This window comes from Bradyrhizobium sp. Ec3.3 (assembly GCF_000472925.1).
Classification (GTDB): Bacteria; Pseudomonadota; Alphaproteobacteria; order Rhizobiales; family Xanthobacteraceae; genus Bradyrhizobium.
Genome location: NZ_AXAS01000014.1, coordinates 92,660 through 104,941, shown reverse-complemented (window position 1 = coordinate 104,941; position 12,282 = coordinate 92,660). Strand labels below are relative to the sequence as shown.

Here is a 12,282-nt window from a genome sequence, read left to right as displayed (position 1 = left end):
CCGCGAGCTCTCCGCCAAGATCGAGGCGGGGCTGGAGGATTCGATCGCGCCTGAGCGCCCCCCTTAATTTGGGGGGAGATTGAATCTTGGTCCCGCCACAATCTGTGCCTCAGCTCCCAAGAGCGCGAGGGGAACGGAATGCCGATCAAACCAACGCGAGAGAGCATTGAGGCCGAGCTGAACGCAAGCGAGGTTGAGCGCTTCAGCGCTGAGGTGGACGACATTTTGTCCGGCTTTGACGAGCTCGAGGCGACGCTCCAAGCGATGGAAAGAGACCGCGGACTTTCCAGCGACAGGCCAATCCTTGAGCGACTGACCAACCTCGGCATGGATCCCGAGGGTATCGATCGCTTGGGTGAGTTCATCGACGCCCTGATGACGATTGCCGAAGGGAAGGGGGATCAGATCCCAGATCACATCCGGCGGCACCTGGTCGAGGAGGAGGAGGCGGGCCTGTCAGCGATAGACCAGCTCCAGGACGTCCTCGACGCGCGGCGACGCAAAGCCCCGGAGGGGTGACAAAAGTCGCCGCACGCGCAAGTGCGCTGACGCCCCCCTTGTCAGAAGAGCTCGATCGCCATCGAGATCCACATCCAGATCGCGCTATGCCCGCGGCGGTGCCGACCCAGAAAGCAATGTTGCGCCGATGGGGACAATTATTTGGGGTGCTTGGGTCCGGATTGGGTCCAAGTTCGCGTTGCGTTCGGCGCGCACGTGCGCTAAGTGCCTGATCCCGTTGACAGGGAAGGGTGGCCGAGTGGTTTAAGGCACCGGTCTTGAAAACCGGCGTGCCCGCAAGGGTACCGTGGGTTCGAATCCCACCCCTTCCGCCAGCATCATTGAAATCATTAATGAATTTTAGATTGTCATGGTCTACCCATACTCGATCCCATATGCGCCGTCCTACGGTGACGCGATGAGCGATTGGCGGCCCAGCGCTGGCCGGCGCGCGAAGTCGCCATGGAAGTCGGCGACTATCAGAATCTGAAGCTGTTCATGCTGGCCCGAGCCAGGAGGCAGGGCGACGGTGATTGCGGCATCTGCTTCGAGTACGCTGTGCATGAGGCGCTCAACGCCAGAAATCCGCATGTGCTCGAAAGGGTCTCCGACGCGCTAAAGCTGTGCAAGATCTCAGGTGATCCCCGCTCGCTCCTCTTCGGAATTGAGAAATCTGGCCGGCAGCAGCTGATTGATACTGTGCACCAGGAGTTCACCGACGACAGTCGTGTGCTCTCTGGAGTGCAGGACCAGCCACCGAAAATCAAACGACACCTCAGCGAGCTTGCGAGAGCATTCCGGAGGCGATCAACCAGCCTTCCCACCTCGATCAGCGGCTTGTGGAAGGCCGACCTATTCCTGGGCGTCCCCGAGGCAGAGCGATGGGTTGGCACCACTGTGAAGATCAACTCTCGAAGTCAGTGCGCGGTGGCGTCAGCCGCGGATATCGCTCAACACGGCGGAGAGGTTCGCGTTCATCGCCTCGGTCGCCGTGGTCATCATCTTCGTGCAGACGCCGGTCGACATCGAGATGCGCACCGGCTTACTGGATGGGTTGAAGGTGACTAAGACGTTGCCGCCGACGTATTCGACCTCGATCTCGTCGACCCGTAGCGGCGGTTCGTGCTGCAGGTAGTCCCGCAGAGGGGTTATGTTGGTCATTGGCATGCTTTCCCGGTGAACGGCGATCGAGCATTTCTCGGCGTCAGACGGAGGTCAAAAATGCATGCGGAAACATGCACCACTTTCGTGCATTCGATCGCGTGTCAGCCAAGGTCCACATGTCGCCTTCGCCGCAGCGGCTTCGGAACGATGATGGTGGTTTCCCGCGGCGGCGCCAGCTTGCGCTGGTCGCGCGCTGTGGGCGGCCTGCAGAACTCGACGCCGTTGGCGCGACCGTGAACGAGACCGTCGGGCAGCTCCACGAGTCCGCGGTGGCGTGGGCGGCATTTAAATCCGTCGGAGTGTTGGCTCATGGCGCGCCCTCCGGCACCCCCACTGCCGGCGGCGCGAGAGGGACTGGATCAATCCCCGTTAGGCGTGAGCACCCTGGTCGGCCAAGTCGCCCACAGGCGCGTCTTCGAATGATCCGGGATCAGCTTGACGTCCGAGAGCCGCTGTAGGGCGCCACGTGATTTCTCTCACAGATGGAAAAACCAGCCTCCGGTACAAACACGGTGAGGCGCCGGCTTGGTTTGAGCCAGATGTTGTTCACATGCACCCCCCGAGGAGGGAATTCATGAGTGAAATGCGTGAACTGATCGATACCGAACTCGACGCCGTGAGTGGAGGGTGTTGTTGTCACGACGGGCTCGACGGGCTCTTCGGCAAACTCGGCAATATCGTCAATTTCGGCAATATCTTCATACAGGAAAACATTGCCGTGCAGATTGCTGTGGCTGTCGGCGCTAACGCCACCGCCTTCAATCTGCTCGGTGGTCAGCAGAACTCCGGCTTTATCAGCCGGCTAGCCGTAGTTTAGGCAAGTCGTGATCATGCATGATGCAGCCCTAGAACTAATGGAGCGAAGGTGGCCCTGAACCACACTTTCAGTCTCATGACCTTCGCGCTCTTAGCGCTGTGCTTCGTGGCGTTCGTAGCCACCATAAAGCCGCAACCGCTGTACCACTCAGAAACGGCTGTGGGTTCGATTTATGAGCGCGCCTTCAGCGCCGGAAGTTCTTGAATCGATCCGGCGGTCAGTCATGACGCCTCCAGGGCGCGCTGCACGGTGCTGGTGCCGACGCCGATCGTGCGGGCGATCGTGGGAATGCCCTTGCCTTCGCTGAGCAGCCGCCTGATGCGTCTTTCCAGCTCGACCCTTCATCCCCCAGCGCTTCTCATCAGCGCTTCTGTGGCCGTCCTTGCGGCTGTCACGGCCTAGCTTCACGCCGTTTGCCTTGGCGCGTGCGAGGCCGGCGTTGACGCGCTCGACGACATGGCCTTCTCGACTTCGGCAAACACGCCGCACATCTGGAACATCGTGCGCCCCGGGGGCGTCGTGGTGTCGGGCGCCTGCTGGTGCAGGTACAGGTCGCACTTACTTCGCGGCCTGGAGGTCGCCCAGGAAGCCGACCAGATCCTGCAAGCTGCGGCCGAGACGATCAACGCTCCAGGCCGCGATCATGTTGATCTAGCGGGCGGTGACATCCTTCAGCAGCCGATCGAAGCCAGGACGCTTGTTGCGGCCGTTGGAGCCGCTGACGTCGGCGTCCTCGTAGAGGCCGACGATCACCCAGCCCGAGCGCTCAGCGACCGCCTCCAGCTCGCGGCGCTGGTTCTCCGTGGTCTGTCCGTCAGTGCTGACACGCAGATAAATGCCGACATGCTTCATGGCCTGCTCCAACGTGGAGCTTCATTTTGATGCTCGCGAAAAGCCCGTGAATTCAACGGGCGCCGGTCGCGGTTGGCAGGGGGGGTCGGTATGGCCCGCGAAGTGGGGCGACTACGCCGAGCTATCGCCAATGGGGGCCGGCAACGGTCGCGCGGACGAAGAGGGTTGGGACAGCGGGACAGGCGCTGAGGAGGCCACCTGTCCCGCCGCGCTTACCGCGAACAGTAAACTGCTACGGTGCGCTAACTGCCGGATGACAACATATCGGCCTCGCCTCAACTGTGATGCACGGCACTGCGGCAAGTCGAGGCCGGAGCCGACTGTTGGTGATGGGTTTCAGCGCCACGCGCTATGGGTCGAGCCCCTACGCCCAGGACAAGGACAATGACGACGTCGCGGCAACGCTGTCAGCGGTTGATGGGATCGAGGCTGCTGTCGTGGGTAGTCGGTCGGCGCAAGGAATGTAAGCGTCCATTGTGGATTCACCTCACGGGTAAAAGGTCGCCGCGCGTGCTGCGTTTACATCCAACGTTAGCAGCGAGGCTCCCTTCGAGCGGCGTCGGGTTGGATATTCCCGGTGCTCGAAACGTCAAAAAGGGGGCAGTGGCGGGTGAAAGGAGAAACCCGCCACCGCGGGGCCGACCACGTGCCGTTGAAGCACGCCGAGGCGGTCGCGGGTTGTAATCACCGGACGTGCGTGGTGCCGCCGCTCACCACAATCCGCCAGCCGGCCCCGAGCAGAACGGGGACGAACATGCTCGGTCGCCAAGTCATGCCGTTGCGCTGCGCCTCGGCCGCGAGCCGCTTTCGAGCGGAATGTGATCGGCGTCACGGCGCATCAACGCCACATCGTACACTAGATGGCATGTGGTAATCGACGACATCAAGGATCGGAAGGTACGGCGGATGTAACCGACCTGATGGTCTTGAAGGGCCCCGACGTGCAATATCGTCGGGGCCGGTGACTTTTAGGGGTTTGCGTGTTTCGTCAACGCGGGGACCAGCGGCAACGGAAACTGCTGCGGCTTGGTTGATGGAACTGCGACGGCAGAACGGCGAGCTAGCGGCATCTGACTCTGATAAGCAGCCCCAGTGCTGCTCGCGGCGGCGCTGGCCTCGACCTCCTTGACGGTTGGCTTGCGGAGCCTGATTTCAATTCTACGCCATTGCGGCAAGTCCCCAGCCGGACTCAAGACCCTCTACGCAAAACACTGTGGTGAAAAAGACCCGCGTGCAGACAGCCAGACCGCGTGAGACCGAATAGCTCTCGAAATTGCCGAGTGGCCCGGCCTGTCCGCCGGGACTTCGGTCGCAACCTCCGAAGGTCCTCCGGTTGCCAGTTTTCATTTTTTCACCGCGCGGCTGGAATCCATTGTGGAGGGGGTGCATGTTGAATTTGGTCGAGTCGCCAATTGAAAAATCCATGCGCGGGAGAAGTTTTCAAGCGCGGCTTCAACAGTCATGGCAGATGCAGATCGTCACCGCCTTCGGCAAGAATATCGAAGGCGCAGAACTGCGAGCTCATGATCGTGCTTGCGCGAGTGAAGCGCGTTGAAGTCTGACTAGCATCGACGCCGAGCACGACCGCTTCGCCGTCCAGCACGAATTGCTTCTGGCGGAGCTTGCGCGCGGCCTCCACGCACGCGCCATCCTCACAGCACGATCTAGCTCCCAGAAAGGCAACAATGCAGCCTATTTGCTGCGGGTCAGGGGGGCTTAAACCACGCTGACGCGCGGTCGCTGCACTGGAGGCCCGGCTGTTGCGCCAGCGGGGTTGCAACGGGAGGTCGGCCTTGGTGCGTCCCGCCTCCTGTCGTGGCGCCTAGCCTAGAGCAGCTTCTGCGCCTTCTCGATCTCCTTGAGCAGAGCCATGACCGGATATGAACGTCGAGCGCCGCCGCGATCACAGCGGCTGGCCAGGATATCGGTCTCCCCAAACAGCGCGGGTTGGCGCCCTTTGAGAGCGCTAGGCAACGCGCATGTAGGGAACAGTCACTGACTTTCTCGGGAAGACTTCATCAGTCCGCGCGGAGCGTCATTTGGCGTTGTCCTGACCGAGGGAAAAGCCGGGGCCGTCGAGCAAGTCTGGCTCGATGAATTGTACGGCTTTCGCATTTCGGTGAGAGGCGACGACCGCAGGTTAGTGGCGCAGGATTGACGCGGGCCGCTAGTGGGCTCGGCGTCGGGCTCTATCACCGTCCTGCTTCCATTGACCGAGCAGCGCGCATGCCTCACTTCTCTCCGCGTCGCTTGGCTGGCTGTCAGGATGCAAGCATTTCATGAGCTTGCCGTAAGTCGCGAACGTCATGATGCCCTTCCGGCAACTTTCCCCCTCGTACCATTTATTCACTTCCCGTAGCGCGAGCCACAGCTTGCGGTTCCTCTCCTTGAGGCGGGCCACCTCGTCGGGATCAATTGGCGGCGGCGCGGGCTTGGCCGCCATGGCCTTGGTTGCTGCATGCTGTTTGCGCTCATCAGCAAGCGCAATCTTCAATGTCGCGTTCTCTTGCTGAAGGGCGGCAATCTCGATTTCTCTTCGCGCCTCGGCCAATTGTTTGGACTGTTCGGCGACGACGTTGCGCAGTCGTTCGATTTCCTCCTTCCGTTTGGTGCGCCATCGCGCCTGCCGCTCGGTATTGTTGAGACCCATGACGATCTCCCTCATGGTCAACGCCTTTCGCGATAGCGTGGCTGATGTCGGCCACAGTGGCAGCATGCTTGATCAGCTTTGGTGATCTCGCGCACTACATGGCGAAGTTTGCGGTAGTCTCCTGATCGAAGCGGCTGGCGATCGCAAGATGGATGTTCTTGCTGCTACCTTTTGAGGTGGTGTCTCATGAAACTGAGCGACATTTTTTTCGTTGCGGCAATCATCAGCCAGCCCGGCATTTCGGGGGCCGCCGATATATCTATGGGCGGGACGATTATTCCGAGCATCCGGATCAGGGTCGTTATCCTACCTTTGGAGGCGACGACAAGGCTGCCTCCTCTGCGGTACGAAGCGCTTTAACCACCCCCTCAACGCGAGCAAACAATTGATCTCCTTCGTCCCGTCGCTTTAGCTCGCGCTCTACCACCGTTCTAATGAACGTGCTGGTGCGGCTCTTGTCTATGATATCCTCGACAACGCCCTCGCCGTCGCTTTCCCGCATGCTTGTTAACTGTTGGTCAAGCTGATTAAGCGTTAGGCGAATGACATGCAATTGGACGTTTTTTGAAAGCTTGGAGCCATTAGCTCCACTGTGGCGATTGCTGTTGTCCTCGATCATTGTCCCCCCTGCGCTGAGGTGTGCGACAATTCTATGAACCCGGCGAAGTGCTGGCACAGTGGCGGGAATTTGACGTTGCTGAGGCTTATAGGTCAGCGTGTCTTGCATTTGCGGCCAAACTCGACCTAGCTAGTGGTCACGCGTACCCCGCGTTTTTCACGCGGCGGTGCATCGCCCGCCGCCGGAGGAGAAGGAGCACTGTAGCGCTAGCCAAAAACTACGGTCGTAAGGCCGCTGTGCGCACCGTTGCTAGCACCGTAGATTGCGTGCAAAGCTTGCAGAAGAGACGAACGATATCAGCCCGGTTGACAGGACACCCCTTCCGCCAAGTATGTTGTTCACCGCTCCTCCAAACCGAAATAGCAAGATATTGAACTGTCTTCGATTTTCGACAATCCCCCGAGACCCGCGTGACTAGCTACGGTGACGAGCTACAAATCTGCGCGGCTGAGCGTCGGACTACGCCGGCAGGGCAGGGCCAGCGCACCAGATGACCGGAGCTTGGGGCAACAACTCCAGCGGTATCAAGAAGAAGAGAGATGTGAAGGACTTCACACGGCGGCCCCGAGCCTTGCACTAGGCAGGAGTGAGACAGTCTCAACGGAGGTTCACATGAAGCTCCTGATGATCTCAGGCCTGACCGCCCTCGCGCTCGTCTTGGCCGCAACGAGCATTCCGCGAGCACATCCACCATCGGTAACTCACACATCGGTAGCAGAGATGTCCACAGTGCAAGAGATGCAAAAGGTGCCGCAACAAAGCAAACTACCAGTTGAAGATTTCGAAGATCGATCACTGGTGTTTCCAAGGGAATCACAGCGGTAGTGAGAATGCTGCCATCGTCTCGAACCAACTGGGGTTCGAGTAGGCGTCGGGCAGCTCGTATGCCATCGAAAAGCTCAATGAGTGAGGTGGCGGGTCCGCCTGCGAGAGCAGCAATGTCTCAAGCGTTGTCTCATGGACTCATGAAAATCGGGTCGATCCCAACAGGATCCCCGGGCAGTCCCAAGGATTGAAGCACCGCACGGTGGATGTCGATCTCAAGGACAGCCAATAGTAGCACTAGCACGGCGACAATGTAGATGAGCAGTGGCGACGCGGCCTGGTTGGCGGGATCGCGATTTCGGGGCAGCAAAGCGCGAAAGTGCCACAACCGCGAGATGAGTTGCCGATATGCTTTCGGGTGCAGTTGCATGTTCGGCCTCGATCGGTGAGGGGCCTTTGGCAAGCCTGCGATCACGTAGCTCGCCATTCAAGGCGCCGCTTGTCGCACCCTGGAACCGGACAAGAACTCCCTTCGTTGAGCTGGATCAAAAGGGGTGGTTATTTCTCCGGGAGCCAAGCCTGCCGGGTGTTTCGCTGTGATCGTCTCCGACGACCTAGGGATTGGACCTTGCGTCTCGCGACCGTGCTTCTGACAGCATCGCTGCTCCCGGCGCTGCAACCAGCGCAGGCCCAGTTGGCGGGACACGGCGGGCCTGTCCGGGCGATCGCCGTCTCGGCCGATGGCAAGACCGTTTTGTCGGGTAGCTTCGACACTGCAGCGATCCGATGGTCCCTCGCAACCGAGTCCGCCGAGCAGGTCCTTCGTTTCCATTCGGGTGCGGTGAACGCGGTTGCCTTCCTTGGAGAGGGAAGAGTGGCAACGGCTGGTGCGGACGGCCAGATTGCTATTTGGACGCCAGGCCGGCCGCAGCCCGACCGGGTTTTCGAAGGTCATACGGGACCCATTGTCGGGCTCGCCGTTTCGCCCGATGCATCGAAGCTCGCATCAGCCTCGTGGGACCATACCGTGCGGCTTTGGACGCTGTCGGATGGCACGTCGCGCGTGTTGGAGGGGCATTCGCAAAACATCAACGGCGTTACCTTTACGCCAGGCGGACAATCGCTCGTGAGTGTCGGCTACGACCTTACGGCGCGGGTCTGGCATTTGGCGGATGGGACATCCGAGATTGCGACCTTGCCGGCGCCATTGAACGCAGTTGCGATCGCACCGGACGGCGAAATCGTCACGGGCGCAGCAGACGGCAGGCTGCGCATGATGACCTCAGATGGCAAGGAAAGCGGTGACGTTGCTGCTGGCACCACGCCGATCGTGGCCCTGGCGATCTCGCTTGACGGTACCTTGATTGCCGCAGCCCGGATTGGCGGCACCGTGGCGATCGTCGATCGCAAAGCGCGCAGCGTGCTGCGCACGCTCGCCGGGCCCGGCATGCCGGTCTGGTCGGTTGCGTTCCTGCCCGATGGCGCGACGCTTCTGACCGGCGGCGCCGATGGCAGGATCAGGCAATGGAACGCACTGACCGGCGATGCTATCGGCTCCAACCTCTTGGGCACGCCAGCCGACCCGCTCGCCACCTATGCCGGCGATCACGGCGCCGAAATCTTCCGGGCCTGCGTCGCCTGCCACACGCTGTCGGAGACGGAGGTGCAGCGCGCCGGCCCGACGCTTGCCGGACTCTACGGCCGGAAGATCGCCTCGCTGCCGGGCTACCGCTTCTCCGACGCGCTCAAGAGGATGGACATCGTCTGGACGCCAGAGACCGTGTCAAAACTGTTCGAGATCGGGCCGAACGCCTATACGCCCGGCACGAAGATGCCAGAACAGCGCATCAGCTCGGCCGAAGACCGCCGCGCACTCGCGGACTTTCTGGCGCGTGCGACGTCGAAGTAGGGCGCTAATACCCCGGCCATTGCTCCACGGGAATATTCGTTAGCTCCGGGCGCTCCCTCAGCATGCGAGCGACGTCGATGCTTGGATGTTCCTTCAGAGCCGCCACCACACACTGATTCACGAGACATGCGGCTAATCCTTGTTCTCGCGTTGACGCAGGTAATCATCAGTCGTCCGTGGCGGCGCGCGTTCCGGTACGTCCTGGAACGGATCGAACTGCCGTTCACTCATCACGATGACGCGGCAGTCGGCACACATCCGCAAGGCCTCGAGCCTCTTGTCGCCGGCGGGATACATCCAGTGCCGGCCCTCGAGCTTTGCTGCGATCCGCTCGATCGTGCTCTTCACGCCGAACGGGGTGCCGCAGCGAACGCACAGCGCGGGCTCTTCTTCCTTGATCACGACCGCAGACGCGCGCGCCGCGCGGAAATCGATCTGCGGCTTGAGCGTGATGACCTTTTCAGGGCAGGTGCTCTGGCACAGGCCGCATTGCACGCAGGCGTCTTCGACGAACTTGAGCACAGGACGCTCGGGATCGTCGCGAAGCGCGCCGGTCGGGCAGGCCGAAACACAGGACAGGCACAGCGTGCAACCATCCGTATTGACGCTGATCGCGCCAATCGGTGCGCCTTGCGGCAAAGCGATCACATCGATCGGCTTTGGTGCCAGGCGGTGCAATTCGCTGAGGCCAAATCGCAGGAGATCGCGCCGCTTTCCGACAGTCTTGAAGGTTGCGGGCGTCCCGACCGCCGGAAGCATGTCGATCGCGCTCAATTGCGCACCGAGCACGTCAGGATCGTCGGTTTCGATGGTGGCCGCGCGCTGCCCGTCGAATCCGAGCCCGGCCAGAATCGCCTCGGCCATGGCGATCGTCTGCAACAGCCCTGTCACCTCGTGCCGCGGTTTTGCGCGCAGCAGAAAGCGCACGGCAGACGCGCCGTAGGCGAACGCGCCGATGACCGCTTCCAGCCCGACCTGCGTCAGCTCGTTGACGGCGAGGGGAAGCACGTTGGCCGGCAGCCCGTCGCCGTGACGGGCGAGCGCGTCGATCAGCGGCGTGCCGTGTGGGCTGTCATGCAGCAGCAGCACCGGCTGCGCGCCGCCGGCCTCGTGATAGGCGAGCAGCATGGCACGCATGATCTGCAACTGGGTGTCCGCGGGCGGCAGCGCGTAGGACGCAGCTCCCGTCGGACAGGCTGCAGCGCATTGCCCGCAGCCTGCACAGACTTCCGCGTTGACAGCGACATGATCGCCGGCGGGCGTGATCGCGCCGGTCGGGCACAGATCAAGGCAGCGATGGCAACCGATCAGCTTCGAGCGCGAATGCGCGCAAAGGGCAGGCGTGAAGTCGACATATCTGGGTTTGTCAAAACTGCCGATGAGATCGCGCGCAGCAAGTACCGCGCGCAGCACAGCGGCGGGGTCCTTGGGATCAGCGCGCAGGTAGCCGTCGCGCAGATCGTGCGCGGGAAACAGCGGCATCTCGCCGGAGAGGTCGAGCACGAGATTGCAGCGCGAAGTCGCCCCGTTGCGCGCGGCTTCGAACACGAAGCGGTCGCGCGAAGACGGTCGGGGCCGCGCGTAGTCGTCGATCGTGAGCTCGAAGGCGCCAAAATGTCCCCTGGCGTTGCGGATTGTTCCCTTCACGATCGGGAAGTCCGTCGCCGCAGGCGGGGCGATATCTGTTGGCCCCTTGAGCATGACCGTGACATCGAGATGGTCCGCGAGCAGCCGTCCGGCCTCGATTGCGGCCTCGTCGCGTCCGTAGATCAGGATGATGCCGTCGCTCGACAGCGTGACGAGCGGATAGTCCGGTCTCGGAATCGCAGCCGCCGCAAGCAGCGCGGCCATCTTCGCACCCGCGTTCGCACCGTCGCGCGACCAGCCCGCCGTCTCGCGGATGTTGACGAAAGTGATCCCGTCAGGGCGTTCGCCGGCCTCATCGGTGAACTGCGCCGCCTGCTGCGTGCAGGCAACCGTCAGGGAACCCTCGGCCGTTGCGGCGTTGCGGAAATGATCGAGCTCCGTGCCGCAGAGATGACGAAAGCTTCTGATCTCACAGCTGGGGCAGCCACGCCGGATCGCAGCCGTGTCGAGGCGCATCGTGTCTTCGCACGAGCAGATGAGGACGGTCTTCGCTGGCTGCTCCAGGTGAATCCCTCCGTCAGTGCGGCAAGGGAGCGGACTCGCGCCGATCCCTTGCCTCGTATAGATTTCCACTATCGGGAAGAAAAGGAAAGTGGAGGACGGCCTTGCCGTCGACCCCTACCACCCACGTTTCCCTGGCGGAACCGATTCATCTGCCGCCGCCATTCGCCCTCGTCCGGTTGCGCGAGAGCGGAGACGCCTTTGCCCACGCTTGCCGCATTGCACCCAAGAGCGGCGCTGGCACGCTGGTCTATGTCGGACGGTTCGATCTCGCCGAATTCGCCGTGGTGCTCGAGCCAGGCGAACCCTTGAGCACCGCGCGACGCGCCTTCTACGCCGGCATGGTCGCGCTCACGGACGCGCTTCGCGCCTATGCACCGCCGAACAAGACGATTGCGATCGACTGGCCGGACGCGATCCGCATTGACGGCGGCTTGGTCGGTGGTGCGCGGTTGGGATGGCCGTCGTCCGCGCGCGAGGACGAGCCGCCGGCCTGGCTCGTGTTTGGCGCCATGATCCGGACGGTCGCCATGACCGACCCGGGGGTTGGTGTTCGCCCGCTGGCGTCTGCGCTCGACGAGGAGGGGTTTGGCGAGGCGGGCGCCGTGCAGGTGACGGAAAGCTTCGCGCGGCACTTGATGCGGGCGATCGACGGCTGGCAGGTCGATGGCTTTGACAGTGTCGTGCGCGACTACCTCAGCCGAGTGCGCCGCGAGCGGCCTACCGTCCTGCGGACTGATGATCGCGGCGATCTCCTCACACGCCGCATCGGCACTGACACGATTGAACGGAGGGAACTCGTCAGCGCGCTCGCCGCGCCATCCTGGCTCGATCCGAAACTCGGAGGGCCAAGGCCGTGA

At 62.0% G+C, this 12,282-nt stretch carries 13 protein-coding genes, 1 tRNA gene and 1 pseudogene; 6 read left to right on the top strand and 9 right to left on the bottom strand.

The features are described 5' to 3' along the window. Positions 1-138: 138 nt before the first annotated feature. Complete coding sequence (locus tag YUU_RS0116200; RefSeq protein WP_027523326.1) at positions 139-519, top strand: hypothetical protein; 381 nt, start codon at positions 139-141, stop codon at positions 517-519. A gap of 224 nt (positions 520-743) precedes the next feature. After that, a tRNA-Ser gene (locus YUU_RS0116195) sits at positions 744-833 on the top strand. Between the two features lie 598 nt (positions 834-1,431). Here the strand turns inward: YUU_RS0116195 and YUU_RS0116180 are convergent. Next, complete coding sequence (locus YUU_RS0116180; protein WP_027523325.1) at positions 1,432-1,659, bottom strand: hypothetical protein; 228 nt, start codon at positions 1,657-1,659, stop codon at positions 1,432-1,434. A 104-nt stretch (positions 1,660-1,763) separates the two neighbouring features. Further along, positions 1,764-1,973, bottom strand: coding sequence for a hypothetical protein (locus YUU_RS58675; protein WP_156944329.1), 210 nt, complete (start codon positions 1,971-1,973; stop codon positions 1,764-1,766). A gap of 263 nt (positions 1,974-2,236) precedes the next feature. Between YUU_RS58675 and YUU_RS0116170 the strand changes: the two genes are divergently transcribed. After that, a complete protein-coding gene (locus YUU_RS0116170) occupies positions 2,237-2,479 on the top strand; it encodes a hypothetical protein (RefSeq protein ID WP_156944328.1) in 243 nt (80 codons plus the stop codon). A gap of 221 nt (positions 2,480-2,700) precedes the next feature. Here YUU_RS0116170 and YUU_RS62695 read toward each other — a convergent pair whose 3' ends face one another. The 5 genes and pseudogenes from YUU_RS62695 to YUU_RS0116135 form a co-directional block, all read right to left on the bottom strand. Further along, on the bottom strand, positions 2,701-2,769 hold the full coding sequence (locus YUU_RS62695) for a hypothetical protein (RefSeq protein ID WP_371260490.1): 69 nt from the start codon (positions 2,767-2,769) through the stop codon (positions 2,701-2,703). A 361-nt stretch (positions 2,770-3,130) separates the two neighbouring features. After that, complete coding sequence (locus YUU_RS61200) at positions 3,131-3,331, bottom strand: recombinase family protein (RefSeq protein WP_245288026.1); 201 nt, start codon at positions 3,329-3,331, stop codon at positions 3,131-3,133. A 1,471-nt stretch (positions 3,332-4,802) separates the two neighbouring features. Then, positions 4,803-4,970, bottom strand: a pseudogene (locus YUU_RS0116150) (DNA ligase); the annotation flags it as partial. Positions 4,971-5,498: 528 nt separating this feature from the next. Further along, positions 5,499-5,981: a hypothetical protein gene (locus tag YUU_RS58670; RefSeq protein ID WP_027523320.1), complete on the bottom strand. Its 483-nt coding sequence runs from the start codon at positions 5,979-5,981 to the stop codon at positions 5,499-5,501. Between the two features lie 301 nt (positions 5,982-6,282). Beyond that, a complete protein-coding gene (locus YUU_RS0116135; protein WP_027523319.1) occupies positions 6,283-6,600 on the bottom strand; it encodes a hypothetical protein in 318 nt (105 codons plus the stop codon). A 612-nt stretch (positions 6,601-7,212) separates the two neighbouring features. Here YUU_RS0116135 and YUU_RS56390 point away from each other — a divergent pair. Further along, a complete protein-coding gene (locus YUU_RS56390; protein WP_084801462.1) occupies positions 7,213-7,425 on the top strand; it encodes a hypothetical protein in 213 nt (70 codons plus the stop codon). A gap of 130 nt (positions 7,426-7,555) precedes the next feature. On the opposite strand, the gene YUU_RS0116130 is transcribed toward YUU_RS56390, so the two are convergent. Then, positions 7,556-7,795 (bottom strand): hypothetical protein, encoded by a 240-nt coding sequence (locus YUU_RS0116130; RefSeq protein ID WP_027523318.1) that lies wholly within the window; start codon positions 7,793-7,795, stop codon positions 7,556-7,558. A 198-nt stretch (positions 7,796-7,993) separates the two neighbouring features. On the opposite strand from YUU_RS0116130, the gene YUU_RS0116125 reads away from it, so the two are divergent. After that, complete coding sequence (locus tag YUU_RS0116125; RefSeq protein WP_245288025.1) at positions 7,994-9,274, top strand: c-type cytochrome; 1,281 nt, start codon at positions 7,994-7,996, stop codon at positions 9,272-9,274. A 132-nt stretch (positions 9,275-9,406) separates the two neighbouring features. On the opposite strand, the gene YUU_RS0116120 is transcribed toward YUU_RS0116125, so the two are convergent. Next, entirely contained in the window at positions 9,407-11,377 is a 1,971-nt protein-coding gene (locus YUU_RS0116120) for a 4Fe-4S binding protein (RefSeq protein ID WP_027523316.1), read from the bottom strand. Between the two features lie 149 nt (positions 11,378-11,526). Here YUU_RS0116120 and YUU_RS0116115 point away from each other — a divergent pair, with 149 nt between their 5' ends. Continuing rightward, entirely contained in the window at positions 11,527-12,282 is a 756-nt protein-coding gene (locus YUU_RS0116115; RefSeq protein ID WP_245288024.1) for a biotin/lipoate--protein ligase family protein, read from the top strand.